We start from the raw sequence: 15331 nt of genomic DNA, 5'->3' as shown, positions 1-15331 counted from the left end.
GCCATGCCGGCCCGCCTCGCCGCCGAACGCGCCGGGGCGGGCCGGCTCGTGGTGCTCGCGGTTCAGCAGGGCATCGCGGATCCGTCGAGCGCGGCTTCCACGGACACGAAGAGTTCCTCCCGCTTCGTGGAGCTCACCCGGAGCAGAGCCGGCTCGCCCGCCACGTCCTTGCGGAAGCACATACCGGAGCCGCTCCGGAACCTGTCCGCGGCGCCCGCGCGCGTGCCGACCGCTTTCCATCCGTCCGCCGCCGCGGTGTCCCAGTAGTGGGTGAACAGCGGCCGGACGTCTCCTCCGTGGGTGTACAGGCTGTTCGCGGTGATCCAGGGATCCCCACTGTCGTCCATGCACTCCGTCATGGTCCTGTCGGCCACGGGCGTCGTGCCGGCCGCGGCAGCAGGGGTCGCGGCCGAGACCTGTGCCGTGCGCTCCTGCGCACCGGTCTCCTCGCACGCGCCTTCCGAGCCGTAGGCGAGCAGGTAGAAGTACCCGACCAGCAGGCCGAGGCCGGACGCACTGCCGAGGGCGATGGCCAGGCCCAGGATCAGGCCGCGGCGCGGGGAACGTACCGGAATCACGGTGTGGCGCCTCTTCTCTGTTCGACCGCCGGGACCGCGGTCCCGGAAGACCTTCCGGGTCTTCTCACGAGCGGGGGAATGCTAGACGTGAGAGCGCACCCGCCCGCAGGAGGGGTCGGGTTGGGGGCCGGAGTTGCGGTACCGCGGCTTCCGGATCAGGAGCCGGACGGCCCGGGGGTTGCGGCGGACGCGCGCCGGATCGCGTCGAGGGCCCGCGTCACATCGTCGTCGGTCGTCGACCAGTTGCTCACCGAGATCCGCATGACGCGCCGGCCGTGCCACGTGGAGCCGCTGATCCACGCCGTGCCGTCGTCGAGCAGCCGGGCGAGTACCCGGTCCGTGCGTGCGTCGTCGCCGAACTCGGCGCAGACCTGTGTGAACACCACGTCGTTGAGGACCGTCGCGCCGTCGATGGCGGCGATTCCGGCGGCGAACTCGGACGCGTGACGGCACAGCCGGTCGACGAGGTCGGCCACCCCGGACCGGCCGAGGGACCTGAGCGCGGCCCATACGGTGAAGGCCCTGCCGCGCCGGGAGAGTTCGGGGACCTTGTCGACGGGGTCACCGTGTTCGTGCTGGATGAGGTAGTCCCCTTGCAGTCCCATCGCTGCCCGCAGCGCGAGCGGGTCGCGCACGATGGCGAGTCCGCAGTCGTAGGGGACGTTCAGGGTCTTGTGGGCGTCCGTCGCCCAGGAGTCGGCGTCCGCGCACCCCGTCGTCAGATGTGCGTGGCGCGGTGAGGCGGCCGCCCACAACCCGAAGGCGCCGTCGACGTGCACCCACGCCTCCGCCTCGCGCGCGGCGCGGATCGTCTCGGCGAAGGGGTCGAAGGCGCCGGAATGGATGTCTCCGGCCTGGAGGACCACGATCGTCGGGCTCCGGCCGCCCTCCGCCAGGGCGCGCCGCAGGCCCTCCGGCCCGATCCGTCCCTGGTCGTCCGCCTCCACCAGCTCGGGCCTGCCCAGCCCCAGGTAGCGCAGCGCCAGGTCCACCGCCATGTGGCGGTCCTCGCCGGCGATGACGCGTACGGGCGGTCCGCCCACGAGCCCGTCGCGGGCGACGTTCCGGCCGGCGCCCCGCAGCACCGCGTCCCGCCCGGCGGCGAGGCACGTGAAGTTCGCCATCGTGGCACCCGTGGTGAAGCCGACCGCGCTGTCACCGGGCAGGCCGAGCAGACCGAGCAGCCACGCACCGGCGATCTCCTCGGTCGCGGTGTACGCGGGTGAGACGGCGCGCATCACGCAGTTCTGGTCCCAGGCGCTGACCAGCCAGTCCGCGGCCAGCGCAGCCGGTTCGGTGCCGCCGACCACGAACCCGTAGAAACGGCCGCTGGGGAACGCCGTCAGTCCCGGTTCACAAGCCGTGGCCAGCAGATCGACGACGTCGGCGGGGGCGCTGGGACCCTCGGGCAGATCGACTCCGAGCGCGCGCACGATCTCGTCGACCGAAGCGCGTGCGGGAACCCGGCGGTCCGACAGGCTCGCCAGCCAGCGGACGGCATGGTCGTGCGCCCGTCGGAGCGCCGCCTCGCGCGCGTCCATACCTCGGACTATGGGACAGGCGCCGACGTCCCGCAAGCCGCGGCGGTTCCGGATGATCATCACCACACTGCCGACCGCGGCCTGGCCGGACGGATGCCGGGGAAGCGATCATGGCCGGATGACCGATCAGGCCTCTTTACCCCATCCGATCGCAGTACGCCTCGCGCGCTACACGCAGACCGAGCAGAGCGAGATTCTCGGCGACGGCCCGGACCCGTTCGGCGTGGCCGGCGCCGGCCTCACCTGGCTCCCCAAGGAGGAGCATTTCGGTGTCCGGCAGGGCGACCGCCTCGTGGCCCACGCCGGTCTGCTGAGGCTGCCCCTGTCGATCGGCGGCGTGGACACCGAGGTGATGGGCGTCGGCGGGGTGGCCGTCGCGCCCGACGTGCGGGGGCGTGGACTGGCCCGGGCGGTCCTGACGGCCGCTCTGGACCACGCCCGGACGACGGGACTGCAGCACGCTCTGCTCTTCTGCCGGCCGCCCCTCGTCCCCCTCTACCAACGGCTCGGCTGGCGAACCCTCGACCAGGAGGTCCGCGTCGAACAGCCGGGTGGGACCGTGACGATGCCGCTGCGGACCATGACGGTCCCCCTGCGGGCCGATGCACACTGGCTCGACGGACCGGTACACCTGCGCTCCCTCCCCATGTGAGCTCCGCCCGCCGTGTCATGGTGGTGTCATGACCATCGAGGTACGCCCGGCTTCGGACTTCCGGGACGTCCGTGCCCTGCTCGGCCCGAAGTCGGCCGGGGCCAACGTCTGCTGGTGCCTGAGCTACCGGATCCCCTCCAAGCTGAACAACGAGCTGCGCGGCCCGGCGCGCGGTGAGTACGTCGCCCGGCTGTGCGGTGAACAACCCCCTCCGGGAGTGATCGCCTACGACGGCGACGAGCCCGTCGGCTGGGCCGCGGTGGCGCCGCGCTCGGACACCTCCTTCGCGCGCAGCCGTAAGATCCCGCAGGTCGACGACCTGCCCGTCTGGTCACTGTGGTGCATCCGGGTCCGCCCCGGCCACCGGAAGCAGGGCATCTCGCACGCCCTCATCGCCGGCGCGGTCGAGTTCGCCCGCGCCCACGGCGCACCGGCCGTCGAGGCGTACCCCCTCGACAACGGTGACGCCAAGGTCGACATGACGATGGCGTACGCCGGGATCCGCAAGAACTTCGAACGCGCCGGGTTCACCCACGCGGCCGACACGACCTCGGTGCTCGCCGGCCATCCCCGCGTCCTGATGCGGCTCGACCTGTGCTGACCGCGTGCCGCCGAGCGGCGGGTCGAGGGTCGGCCCGGCCGGTACGGCAGCGTCCCCAGGCCGTGCCGGTGCGCCGGCCGGGGCGTCCCGGCCGGAGTCAGTCGATCGCCGCCAGGGCGGTGCGCACCACACGGCAGAGTTCCTCGTCGTGCAGGATGTCCCCGCCGTAGCGGCGCTCCGCAACGATGACCTCCGTGAGCAGGGGCACGGCCGCCGCGGCGGGTCGGCCGATCACACCGAGGGCGGTGACGACCCGAAGGACGAGCGGACCCGCCCGCTGCTCCGACAGCGGGTGCAGTTCGGGGAGCAGGGCCGCGACCGCGGTCTCGGCGTCCCCGGTCAGCCGCCACCAGGCCTCGGCCGCCCCGACCCGGGTCCATTCGCCGAGGCTGCCGAGCAAGGGCCTGAGGGCGTCGGCGTACCCGGCCGCGAGCGGGCCCAGCTCGCAGAGGTGGGACAGGACCGGACGGGCCAGCCCGCCCCGGGTCGCCGCCTCGAGGGCGTCGAGTGCGAGCCCCGGGTCACCCGTGACGCGCCAGTACGCCCAGGCGGCGGTCTGGACGCCGTGCCAGCGGCGCGGCTCCCGGTGCTCGCTCCCCGCGAAGCGCCGCGGGCGCAGGCCGCCCTTCGCGAGGGCGGCCAGCAGCCCAGCGGCGTCGACCGCCGCCGGTCCGATCCGGCCCAGGGCGCCCGCGGCCGCGCGTGCGTGCGGAGTGTCGAGCAGGCCCGTGAGATGCGGCACTGCCGGTGCCGCGGCAGGACCCCAGCCGGTGAGGATGCGCAGGACGCGCTCCGTCCGGGGACCCCCGACCTGCACCAGCAGTGCGGGCAGGACGCTCTGGGCCCACTCCGCCGGCAGTGACTCGACCTCCATCCAGTAGCTGTCGGCACGCTTGAGGTACCACGGCAGGGCACGCGCGTCACCGATGCCCATCAGGCCGCGTACGAGGTGGTCGGCGCGCTCACCCGCCCGCCAGCGGTCCGGAACGAGGAGGTCGGCGTACGGCGCGAGCGACGAACCGCCCCGGGCGACGATGCGGTGCGCCTCGTGCGAGGTGAGGAGGTCGTCGTCGGACAGGCCGGCGAGGACCGTCTCCCACGTCCCGGCCGGCGTGTTCCGCCACGTGCACAGCCGGGCGCCGGCCCCTTCGACGGCCGCACGACGAGCATCGGGGCTTCCGGTGAGCGGGGCCGCTGTGGCCGTTGCCGTGGCTGTTGCCGCAGGCGACGTGGTGGCCGTGACCTCACCCGACGTCAGTCGCGCGCTCCGGGCGGCCAGTCGGACGTGCGGATCGGAGTGGTCCAGCCAGGGGTCCAGCCATCCCGGAGGCCGGGACGCGCCGAGTGCCGCCAGTACTTCGCCGGCCGCGATCAGGTGGCGGCCCAGCGTGGCGGGGTCGGCCTCCACCGTGGCCTGCCGCCGCAGCGCCTCCAACGTCCCGGGGTCGGCGGCGCGGACCTGCTCGATCGCCCGGGCCGCGCACGAGCGCACCTCGGCGCTGCCGTCGGCCAGGAGCCGCGCCGCGGCGCGCTGGCCGTCCACCAGCACCTCCCGCATGCCGGGGGCCTCCGCCCGCAGGGCGCCCACGCGGAGCATCACGGCGCGAGCCGCGACCAGGTCGAGCACACCGGTCCGCCCCGCCTCGTCCAGCTGCACGAACACGTCCAGCAACCGCCGCAGCACGGCGACGACGAGCTCCGGAGGGTCCGTCCAGCGCAGCCGGTGGTCGAACGCCGACCAGGGGACCCGTCCGCTGCCGGGCGTCACCAGTCCGCGCAGCAGGCCGGGTATCTCCTCCTGCCCCTCGCTGACCTTCTCCAGGACGTGCCAGGGCGTCTCGGCCCCCATTGCGCTCATGATCGGCAGCGTAGTACGCGGTCCTTACGAGGCTTCGCTCCACACCGCGTCGCGCTCACGTGCCGTACGCAGGGCGTCGGCCCACCAGACCAGGTCGTCGAGCATCGTCACGGCCGCCTTCTCGGCTGCCCCGGTGTCGTGGGGCCGGCCGGCGTCGTCGAACGGGAACTGGTGGAAGCTGACCGTCTCGCGGATCGTGGCGGCGGCCAGCTCGGCGAAGACCAGGCGCAGTTGCTCGACGGCGCGCAGACCGCCCGACAGCCCGCCGTACGAAACGAAGCCGACCGGCTTGCGCGCCCAGACGCGCCCCGCGATGTCGATCGCCTGCTTCAGGGAGGCCGGGAAGGAGTGGTTGTACTCGGGAGTGAGCACTACGTAGGCGTCCGCCTCGGCGAGGCGCTGGACGAAGGCCCGGCCGCGTGGCGCGAGGTCATGGGTCCAGTGCGCCGGGAGGTCGGCGTCGACCAGGTCGATGACGGTGAGCTCGATGTCGGTGCGGTCGGCGGCGACGGCTTCGAACCAGCGGGCGACCGTCGGGCCGAACCGGCCCTCCCGGGTGCTGCCGACGACGAGTGCGATACGCAGTGGAGTAGTCATGACCACAGGTTTACGACCTCAAGTTCACTTGAGGTCAACCCCGGTTCACCGACGGCGGGTCAGGGCCCCGGGTGCGCCGGCCGACTGTGCTCCCTCCGACTCCAGCGTCAGCCGGTCCGGTTGCGCCATGGTCAGCACGTAGAGGTTGCCCTTGGGGCAGTCGAAGGTGGCCGTCTGGTCGGTCGGATGGCTGGTCACCGCCTCGAAGACCGCGCTGTTCTGACGGATCTGCCGCAGCTGGAGGGCCTCCGTGCACCCGAGGTTCCGTCCCGTCGAGATCTCCTTGAGGTCGCTGACCTGCCGGCCCACGAGTTCGCCCACGGCTCCGGTGTGGAGGGTGACCGTGACGGAGAACTCACCGGCCCGCGCCCGGGTGATGCCGTCCGCCTCCGGCGTTCCGGGGCCGACGCCGGACCACGTACCGACCCACGATGCCGGCAGCGCCGAGGCGGAGGGGGACGAGGCGGAAGGGGCGGACGGGGACGGTGCGGACGAGGACGGTGTGGGCGAGGCGGCGGGCGGCGCGGCTCTGCCGCCGTCTGCGCCCCAGGGAAGGCGGACGGCCAGCGCGACGACCGCGGCGAACACGGCGCCACCGGCGACCGCGGTGATCACCCGGCGCCGACGGGACACCCACCCGCCGACGCCCCCCATGGGAACGGGAACGGGAACGGGAACAGGAGCGGGGAAGGGCAGGGGAGTGCCCGGAGCCGTCGCAGGCGGCTGCGGCGCAGTGGCCGGGCCGGGGCCGCTGCCCCCCGGGGCGTAGGAGGGCGGCTGCGGTGTGGTGAGCAGCCGACGGAGTTCGGCCTCCCGGCGCCCGACCTCCGCGACCAGGGCCGTCGGCACCGCCCCGCCCCATCCTTCGTGGTCCTCCTCCGCACCCTCGCCGGCACCGAGCCGCTCCCGCAGCCGCTCGGCGGTGGGGCGCAGGTCCGGATCCTTGGCCAGGCACTCCCGCACGAGCGCGAGAAGCACCGCCGGTACGCCGTCGAGCAGCGGCTCGTCGTGCACGATCCGGTAGAGGAGGGCGGGCAGTTCCAGCTCCTCGCCGTCCGCGACGAACGGGCTGCGCCCGGTGGCCGCGTACACGAGGACGGAGGCCAGGGAGAACACGTCGGCCGGCGCCGAGGCCACGGATCCGGTCGCCTGCTCCGGCGAGAGGAAGCCGGGGGTGCCGATGACCGAGCCCGTCTGCGTGTAGCGGGGGTCGCGTACCGCGCGGGCGATGCCGAAGTCGATGAGGAAGGGCCGTTCCCGACCCAGCAGCACGTTCGCCGGCTTGATGTCGCGGTGGACCACCCCGGCCGCCCGTACGCTGACGAGCGCGGCCGACAGCTCCCGGGCCAAGGCCTCCACGGCCGCTGCCGGCAGCGGCCCGTACCGGTGGACCCAGTCGCCCAGCGACGGAGCGGCGATGTACTCCGTCGCCAGCCACTGCGGCGACGTCCCCGGCCGGCTGAAGTCCACCACCGATACCGTCCACGCACTGCGCACGCGGTCGTTGGTGCGTATCTCCCGGTCGAACCGCTCGGCGAAGTCCGGCTGCAGGCTCAGATCCCGGTGCACGGTCTTCAGGGCCAGTGGCCGCCCGGAGGCCGTCCGGGCCAGGAACACCTCGCCCATTCCTCCCGCGCCGAGCCGCGCCAGCAGGCGGTAGCCGCCGATCTCCGGCGGGTCACCGGGCAGCAAAGACTCCACCAACTCCACCTGTTCCCATGACCGTTGCAGACCCGCCTCGTGCGGAGCATCCGCTGGGTCACCCTAAAGGACGAGCGCCCTCGGGGCCCCGCCGGGCCGGACATCCCTCAGGGGCAGCTCAGACGGGTGTCGCCCGGGTCGGTCGTGCACGCGTCGGTGCCGGGGCCGCCGTTGGCGGTGTCGTTTCCGGAGACGGTGTCGACGGTGTCGAGCCGGTCGTCACCGTAGGAGCCGGTGAGCGTGTCGGTTCCGGGGCCGCCGCCCAGGACGTCGTTTCCGAAGCCGCCGTCGGCGTTGTCGTTCCCGGGGCCGCCGTGCACGGTGTCGTTGCCGTAGCCGGCCCTGATGACGTCGTTGCCGCTGAGGGCGCAGATCACGTCGTTGCCGAAGCCGCCGGCCAGGTTGTCGGCGCCGCTGGTGCCGATGATCGTGCAGCCGCGCGCGTTGTCGACCGTACTGGCCGCCGTCGCGGTGTTGTTCGCGGGCACCGGGTCGGTCTGCGCGGAACCGGCCGTCGCCGTGTCGGACAGAGTGCCCGTGGCCCGCGGTTCGGCGACCACCTGCACCGTGGCCCTGGCTCCCGGGGCGAGGGAGCCCAGAGCGCAGTCGGCGGTGGTGGAGGTCCTGGTGCAGGTGCCCTGGCTGGGCGTGGCGGACAGGAGGGATCCGGGCCCGGTCAGGGTGTCGGCCAGCGTGACCGTGGTGGCCGTCGTCGTGGCGCTCGTGTTGGTCACCGTCACGGTGTAGGCGGCCTGGTCCCCGAGGCTGACGGTCGCGGGGCCGGACTTGGTGACGGACAGGTTCACTCCGGGCGGGGGCGGCGGTGTGGCGGCGACCTGGTAGCGGACCAGGCCGCGGTCGTCGCCGGTGTTGCCGGCGGCGACGATCTTGCCGTCCGGCTGCAGTGCCACCGCGCTGGCGACGTCGAAGAAGCCGAAGTGGACGTCGGTGGTCACCTTGCCGCCGGTACCGAAGCCGCCGTCCAGGGTGCCGTTGGCGTTGTAGCGGGCCACCGCGAAATCGGTCCGGCTGATGCCCGCGGCGACGATCTTGCCGTCGGGCTGCAGCGCCAGGTCGGAGCTACCGTCCAGGGTGCCGGTACCGAAATCGGTCGTGACCCTGCCGCCGGTACCGAAGCCGCCGTCCAGGGTGCCGTCGGCGTTGTAGCGGGCCAGGGCGAAGTCGAAGGCGCTGGACCCGGCCGCGACGATCTTTCCGTCGGGCTGGACCTTCACCCCACCAACGACGTCGGCCTCGGCGAACGCGGTGGTCACCCTGCCGTCGCCGTCGAACCCGGTGTCGAGGCTCCCGTCCGCGTGGTAGCGGGCCAGCGCGAAGTCGGAGGCGTTCGCAGGATAGTTGTACCCCGCGCGGCCGGCGACGACGATCCTGCCGTCCGGCTGCGTCGTCACGTCGAAGGCCGTCGCGGCGCCCCCTGCGAAGGCGGTGGTCACCCTGCCGTCGCCGTCGAATCCGGCGTCGGGGCTGCCGTCCGCGTGGTAGCGGGCGAGCGCGAGCTCGGCTCCGCTCATGCCGGCGGCGAGGATCCCGCCGTCGGACCCCACCGTCACCGCGAAGGCCTCTTGCGCGCCGCCCGCGCCGAAGTCGGTGAGGACGATGCCGTCGCCACCGCCGAAGCCGGTGTCGAGGCTTCCGTCGCTCCGGTAGCGGACCACGGTGAACAGGGCGCCGCCATCGGGCTCCGCGCTGCGGCCCACCACGACGATCTTCCCGTCCGGCTGTACGGCCACCCCGTTGGCCACGTCCTCACCTCCGCCGCGCAGGTCGCTCAGGACCAGGCCGTCGCCGTCGAAGGTGGTGTCGAGGCTGCCGTCCGTGCGGTAGCGGGCCAGTGCGAAATCGGCAGCGCCGCCCTCGGGGGCAGTGTTGAGGCCCACGGTGACGATCTTGCCGTCGGCCTGCAGCACCATGTCACGGCTCTCGTCGTAGCCGGCGAAGTCGGTGACGACCCGTCCGTCACCGCCGAAGGCCGGATCGAGGTCGCCCGGCGCGGCCAGAGCCGCCCCCGGCAGGGTGAGGACGAACACCAGGCCGGTGGCGGCCGCGACCCCGGTGCGGCCCAGCCTTCTTCTCGGACCGGACATGAATGTGGACATGGAGACCCGGGTCCCTTCTTCTCCTCGCCGCTGCACAGCGCGTCGCCGCCCTCCCGTGACAGGCCACAGCCTGTTCGCACCGTCGCGGCCGTGGCCGTACGGCTGGCCGTGCTGCGCCCACTGGATGCCGCGTTCCACCCGCACGGGTGAGGTCCGCGAGCGGGGGCGTCGCCTCAGACGGTCAGCTCACCCGAGCCAGCCGGGTCGACTGGCGTCGGGCGGACGGCCAGGCGCGTGTACCACTCCGTCGCGAGGATGCGCTCGCGGGCTTCGGCGGGAAGGCGGGAGAGGATGCCGGGCAGGGAGCGACGGCGTTCCGCCTCGCTCCGGTGCGCGGCGATGGCGGCCCACTTCCGCTCCAGCCACGGACGTACGTCGATCGTCGCGCTGACCCGCCCGTCCGGGACGCTCCGCACGGTCTTCCCGACGTCGGCCAGCAGCGCACCCAGCTCGCCGACGGCCGCGTGCGGATGGGTGGCCAGGCAAAGGGCGGCGGGCTGCCAGGGTTCCCCCGCCTCGGGGTAGAGGTGTTCGAGTCCGGCGGCGTGCACGGCCAGCAGGGTGACCCGGTGGGTGTGGACGTGATCGGGGTGCCCGGTCAGCTGACCGTAGTCGTCGTGGGTGACGACGATGTCGGGCCGCACTTCGCGTACGTGGCGTACGAGCCGTGCCACTGCCTCGTCGAGCGGTGCGTCGACGAACCGCGGCCGCCCCGGCGCCGACGCGGGAACCCGGGCATCGGCGTACTCCAGCAGCCTCGGCTCGCCGGCTCCCAGGATGCGGAGGGCGTCGGCGAGTTCGGCGGCGCGGTGGCTGTCCGGTGTCCAGGTCGCGGTGACGACGGCCGTACGCCCGCCCGAGGCGGCGTGCCGGGCGAGCACGCCGCCCGCGAGCAGGGACTCGTCGTCGGGATGGGCGAAGACGCCGAGCAGACTCGGTGTGGCCATGGTTCCTCCGGGCGGACGGGAGCGGGAGTGGCGAGCGGGTGTTCAGCCGGGTGTCACGGCCGGACGCCGAGGAGCCGGCCGGCACCCGCGCCGAGCAGTCGCTGCCCGGCGCGGAGTCCGGTGCCGACGGGATCGTCGGCGGGTCCGGTCGCGCCGGCGCGGAGGGGAGCGCCGCCGGCCGGGTCCAGGACGACCGCGTGCACGGTGACCAGGCGGGCCCTCTCATCGAGAGTGGCGTGGGCGGAAGCCGCGGTCTGGCATCCGCCGTGCAGGGCGGCGAGCGTGGCGCGTTCGGCCTCGAGGAGGACCTGCGTGGGGGTGTGGGTGAGCGGGGTGAGCAGCGCGCGGGTGGGGAGGTCGTCGGCGCGGTGCTCGATCACGACGATTCCCGCTCCTGCGGCAGGCAGCCACACCGTGGGGTCGAGGATCTCGGAGATCCGGTCGGCCAGCCCCAGACGGCGCAGACCGGCCAGGGCGGCGATCATGACCTCCGCACCGAGCGTGCCGGAGTCGAGCCGGGCCAGCCGGCTGTCGGCGTTGCCCCTGATCGGCACCGGGACCAGGTGGGGGTGGAGGGCGCGCAAGAGGGCGGCGCGCCGGGGCGCGCTGGTGCCGACGCGGGTGCCGGGCGGCAGGTCGGCCAGTGTCGTGGGCGGCTGGCCGGCGGGCCGGACCAGGACGTCGCGCACGTCCTCGCGGGGCAGGACCGCCCCCACGGCGATTCCGGGGGCCCGGTCGTGGGCGCCGGGCAGGTCCTTGGCGCAGGCGATGGTGGCCCGGACCCGGCCGTCGAGGAGGTGCTCGTCGGCGCGGCGCGTGAAGGCCCCCTTGCCGCCGATCTCGTGGAGGGGGCCGCGGTGCGCGTCGCCCTCGGAGGTGATCTTCACGGTGTCGAGGGTGACGTCCGGGTACCGGGCGCGGAAGGCCAGCGCGAAGCGGCCGGTCTGTTCCATGGCCATGGGGCTGGGCCGGGTGCCGAGCCGGACGGTCTGGGTCGCGAGGGTGGTCATGACGGGTACGGGCCTCCGGTCTGGGCGGGGCGTTCGGTGGCGTCGGGCCGTCCGGGAAACGGCTCGGAGGGGCGCAGTCGCCGAGGCGTCCGTCGAGCGGGCTCGCCACGCCCGCCACCTGCCCGGCCACTTCGCCGCGTCCCTTCTCCTGCCCAACGGAGCACGGAGGGCGGGTGTTACGGGTCCGGATCCCCGGACCGGTCCCCGGAAGGCCCGGGGATACGGCGCCGACCGGAGGGTTCAGAAGCCCGTGTCGCCCTCGACGTTGGCGACCCTCGTGCGCAACACCTTGAGCGCTGCCACGTACTCCTCGTCGCTGATGCCCTGGTGGACCACGGCGCGCACCTCGGTGACCAGCCCGCGCAGCCGCACCCGGGCAGCCTCCCCGGAGTCCGTGAGATGCAGGCGCCGACCGGCGTCGAACCGGAGCCAACCGCGGTGCAGCAACTGGTCGATGACCCGGGCGATCTCGTGCGGCCCGTCCGCAAGGGGGGAGCTGGGTGACCACGTCCTCACGACCCGCGCGGCGGCCCCGCCGTTCACGCGGTCGAGCACCCAGTACTGCGGCTGAGTGACGTGAATCCCGGCCATGGCGTCACGCAGATACCGGGTGACGGCCTCGTGGACCAACCCGCTCCAGCAGCCGACGGGTTGGCTGGCCGGCATGTCGTCGCCGGCGGCCGGGTCGGCCGGTGCCTGGCCGGTGGTGCTTCCGGTCGACTGTTCCATGATCGCGACGCTACACCCGGCACGCCTCGGATGATCACGGAGGCGGCCGGGGAGCGGGAGCACGAGCGGGGGAGCCGTCGATCAGGTGGCCGGGACCGTGGACGTCGGCGTGTTCCAGCCGGAGATCCGCAGCCGTGGCGCGGAGCCGCGCAGGTCCGCGGTCCGGTAGGTGGCAGTCAGCGTCGCCGACTCGCCCGGCCACAGGCTGACCTGGTTGTCGCTCCACCGGACCGGCAGCACCGGAGCTCCCTGCGCTCCCACGAGGTGGACGTCGGTGAGCAGGGCCGGCGTGGTGCCCGTGCCCGGGTGGCGTACGGTCACCGTCGTCGTGGACGTCCCCGTGCCGTCCTCCGTCGTCGAGGCGGCTGCCGTGACCGGCGTCTGCTGCATCGAGTTCAGCCCGCGCAGGTCGGCGTAGGAAGTGGTCGGCGTGTAGTACCAGTCGCTGTCCTCGTAGTCGAGGACGTCCGCCCGGGTGGAGAGCCAGTAGACGTTCCGGCTCACCTCGCGCCCGGCGCCGTCGGTCAGCAACAGCCGGGCGAGGTAGGTGGTGGACAGGCCGGGCACCGACTCCGGGACCGTGAGCGCGGTGCTGCTCGCGCCGCCGCCCGCGACGCTCAGGCCGGTCACCGTCCGGTCGTACCGCTGCGTGCCGTCCGGGTCGAAGAGCGTCACCCGCGCAGTCAGGCCGGAGGCGGCGGCGTTCCGGTTGTTGACGACCGACACCGAGCGGTTGTCGTACCCGTACTGGACGTGCAGCGGCTCGTTCGCCTTCTTCGCCCCGAAGTAGGCGCCGCCCTGGTCGAGGAAGCGGTCCACCAGCTGCCACTGCAGGGAGGTCCAGCCGCTGTTGAACATCCAGTAGATGACCCCGGTCGACGGCTCGGAGGCGTCCTTGGCGTTGCGCGCGTAGGCCTCGAACTGTGCGCGCACGTTCTCGTACTGGGCGAGCTGCGCCTTGCGCACGTAGTCGTCGAGGCCGGTCGGGGAGCCGTAGCGGCCGGCCAGTGCGGCGTTGTAGAGCCTCAGGGTGGAGAAGGTGCGCGAGGGGGAGCGGTGGTACTGGGCGGCGGACGGGTCCTTCCAGAGGGTCTCCAGCTCGGCCGGCGACATCGTGCGGCGCAGCGTGTCGAGGGTCGGGACGTCCGGGCCGGCGCTGGTCTCGGAGTTGAAGCCGGTGGCGCCGCCCTCCCGCTTCCCGTACCAGTAACCGGGCGGCACCCAGTCGTACGGGCCCGTCATCTTCATGCCGGAGCGCCCGGTGACCGGGGCGGAGGTGTCGGAGGCCGCAGGGACCACCGGAGCCGTCCAGTCGGCGGCCCGCAGCGCGTCGACGTAGCCCCGCTCGATCTCCTCGTTCGGTGCGAAGTCACTGCCGATCAGGAAGGAGATCACGCTGGGGTGGTGGCGGAGCCGGGCGGCCTCGGCGGCCATGGAGGCCCGGGCGACGGGGTAGTCGGGATCGTCCCATTCCTCCCCGGCCTCGGTCCCGTTGACCTCGCCCTCCCACTTGCTGCAGCACTCCCAGCCGGGCAGCGTCAGGATCCCGTACCGGTCGGCGAGGTCGAAGAACTCGTCGGGCTCGATGTGCCCTTCCAGGCGGAGGGTGTTCAGGCCCAGGTCGAGGGCGTACTTCAGGCGGTCCTCGACGTAGGTGCGGTCCCATCGGAGGAACTCGTCGGGGGACCAGCCGGCCCCCTTGATCAGCAACGGGCGGCCGTTGATCCGGTACTGCCGGTCGCCGTCGGCGTTCAGCGGCGCCTGCACGTCGCGGATGCCGAAGGACTGGTGCGCGGTGTCGGAGGGTGCGCCGTTCACGGTCGCGGTCAGGGCGAGGCCGTACAAGGGCTGTTCGCCCATGGTGGCGGGCCACCAGATGCGGGGCGAGGTGAGGCGGAGCGCGGGGTGGTCGGCCGGTGAGAAGACCACCGTCTTCGTTTCGCCCGGGGCCAGGGTGACGCCGCGGCTGAGGGCGACCGGAGACTCGGCGCCGGAGACCGTGCCGGACACCGTGGTGGTGACCGTGGCAGCCGAATCGTTGCGCACCTGGGCCTTGACGGTCAGGTCGGCGGAGGCCATCGAAGGCATGGCCAGGGCCGTCACCACATGTGCGTCACGCAGGGCGACCGGCCCGCCGCGGCGCACCGTGACGTCGCGGACGATGCCCATGTTCTCGTCGGGCGGCGGCTGGAGCCAGTCGAGCCAGCTCATGGTGAGCTGCTTCCGCGGATCGTTGGGCTGGATCCGGAAGGCGACCGTATTCGCGCCTTCCTCGATCAGGTCGGTCACGTCGAGCTCGTGCCGGGTGTACGCGCCGGCCACGTCGGCGGCGGTGGCGATCCGGTGGCCGTTGACGAAGACGTCGGCGGCGGAGATCACCCCGCTGAAGTCCAGGTAGGTGCGGGCCGCCGCGCCGGTGACGGTGAAGTCGGAGCGGTACCACCAGGGCACGTCGAAGTCGGCGGCAGCGATCCGCTGCTGCTGGGTGGAGTAGAAGGGGTCGGGGTACACGCCGGCGGCGAGCAGCGCGGCGAGGACGGTGGAGCGTGCGCCGGCCGGATACCAGCCGGTCGCCGCGTAGCCGGGGCTGGAGACGGCGGCCGCGGAGTCGGTGACCTCCTTCGTCGACCGGATGGCGTAGCCGGCCAAGACCGTCGTGCTGCCCGGGGTCGGGTCGACAGCGGTGACCGTGGTGGCCGCGTTGGCCTGCGGACCCGTCCCCGCCCCGGAGCCCGGCGCGCCAGCCGTCTGCGGCACGCGAACCGGAACGGGACCGGGCGTCGGAGCCGCAAGGGACGGGCCCGCGGCGAGGGTGAGGACCAGACCGAGGCCGACGAGGCCGAGGCGGTGGAACACGGGGCCTCCCGCGGGCCGGGGGAGCAAGGACCTGGTGGGACTCCCCTGGGGGTATACCGGGCTTCGGCTCGGGGTGCGCGGACGCCACGCCAGATGTGGTCCGACTGCGCCGCCGAAGGGAGGCTCGGCACGCGCAACGGCGCC

At 73.5% G+C, this 15331-nt stretch carries 11 protein-coding genes and 1 pseudogene; 2 read left to right on the top strand and 10 right to left on the bottom strand.

Annotated features, from left to right (window positions below):
• Positions 1–62: 62 nt before the first annotated feature.
• Together PV721_RS09165 and PV721_RS09160 are read right to left on the bottom strand one after the other, a co-directional pair.
• Complete coding sequence (locus tag PV721_RS09165; protein WP_319722350.1) at positions 63–578, bottom strand: hypothetical protein; 516 nt, start codon at positions 576–578, stop codon at positions 63–65.
• A gap of 155 nt (positions 579–733) precedes the next feature.
• A complete protein-coding gene (locus tag PV721_RS09160; RefSeq protein ID WP_319722349.1) occupies positions 734–2119 on the bottom strand; it encodes a pyridoxal phosphate-dependent decarboxylase family protein in 1386 nt (461 codons plus the stop codon).
• A gap of 118 nt (positions 2120–2237) precedes the next feature.
• On the opposite strand from PV721_RS09160, the gene PV721_RS09155 reads away from it, so the two are divergent.
• Both PV721_RS09155 and PV721_RS09150 read left to right on the top strand, forming a co-directional pair.
• Positions 2238–2771 carry a GNAT family N-acetyltransferase gene (locus PV721_RS09155; RefSeq protein ID WP_319722348.1) on the top strand — a complete coding sequence of 178 codons (534 nt, stop codon included), beginning with the start codon at positions 2238–2240 and terminating at the stop codon, positions 2769–2771.
• 28 nt (positions 2772–2799) lie between these two features.
• Entirely contained in the window at positions 2800–3372 is a 573-nt protein-coding gene (locus PV721_RS09150) for a GNAT family N-acetyltransferase (protein ID WP_319722347.1), read from the top strand.
• A 97-nt stretch (positions 3373–3469) separates the two neighbouring features.
• On the opposite strand, the gene PV721_RS09145 is transcribed toward PV721_RS09150, so the two are convergent.
• The 8 genes and pseudogenes from PV721_RS09145 to PV721_RS09110 form a co-directional block, all read right to left on the bottom strand.
• Positions 3470–5230: a hypothetical protein gene (locus PV721_RS09145; protein ID WP_319722346.1), complete on the bottom strand. Its 1761-nt coding sequence runs from the start codon at positions 5228–5230 to the stop codon at positions 3470–3472.
• Positions 5231–5254: 24 nt separating this feature from the next.
• On the bottom strand, positions 5255–5827 hold the full coding sequence (locus PV721_RS09140) for an NAD(P)H-dependent oxidoreductase (protein WP_319722345.1): 573 nt from the start codon (positions 5825–5827) through the stop codon (positions 5255–5257).
• 45 nt (positions 5828–5872) lie between these two features.
• Positions 5873–7528: a serine/threonine-protein kinase gene (locus tag PV721_RS09135; RefSeq protein WP_319722344.1), complete on the bottom strand. Its 1656-nt coding sequence runs from the start codon at positions 7526–7528 to the stop codon at positions 5873–5875.
• A 107-nt stretch (positions 7529–7635) separates the two neighbouring features.
• Positions 7636–9645 (bottom strand): calcium-binding protein, encoded by a 2010-nt coding sequence (locus PV721_RS09130; protein ID WP_319722343.1) that lies wholly within the window; start codon positions 9643–9645, stop codon positions 7636–7638.
• 173 nt (positions 9646–9818) lie between these two features.
• Positions 9819–10592, bottom strand: a complete 774-nt coding sequence (locus tag PV721_RS09125; RefSeq protein WP_319722342.1) for a PIG-L deacetylase family protein — start codon at positions 10590–10592, stop codon at positions 9819–9821.
• Between the two features lie 53 nt (positions 10593–10645).
• Positions 10646–11602, bottom strand: coding sequence for a hydroxymethylbilane synthase (gene hemC, locus PV721_RS09120; RefSeq protein WP_319722341.1), 957 nt, complete (start codon positions 11600–11602; stop codon positions 10646–10648).
• A gap of 240 nt (positions 11603–11842) precedes the next feature.
• Positions 11843–12331 (bottom strand): annotated as a pseudogene (locus PV721_RS09115) (MarR family transcriptional regulator).
• An 81-nt stretch (positions 12332–12412) separates the two neighbouring features.
• On the bottom strand, positions 12413–15187 hold the full coding sequence (locus PV721_RS09110) for a glycoside hydrolase family 2 protein (protein ID WP_319722339.1): 2775 nt from the start codon (positions 15185–15187) through the stop codon (positions 12413–12415).
• Positions 15188–15331 lie beyond the last annotated feature (144 nt).

It is taken from the genome of Streptomyces sp. MB09-01 (assembly GCF_033794505.1).
Lineage (GTDB): Bacteria > Actinomycetota > Actinomycetes > Streptomycetales > Streptomycetaceae > Streptomyces.
The sequence above is the reverse complement of the archived record's forward strand: the minus strand, read 5'-3'. Positions and strand labels throughout refer to the sequence as shown.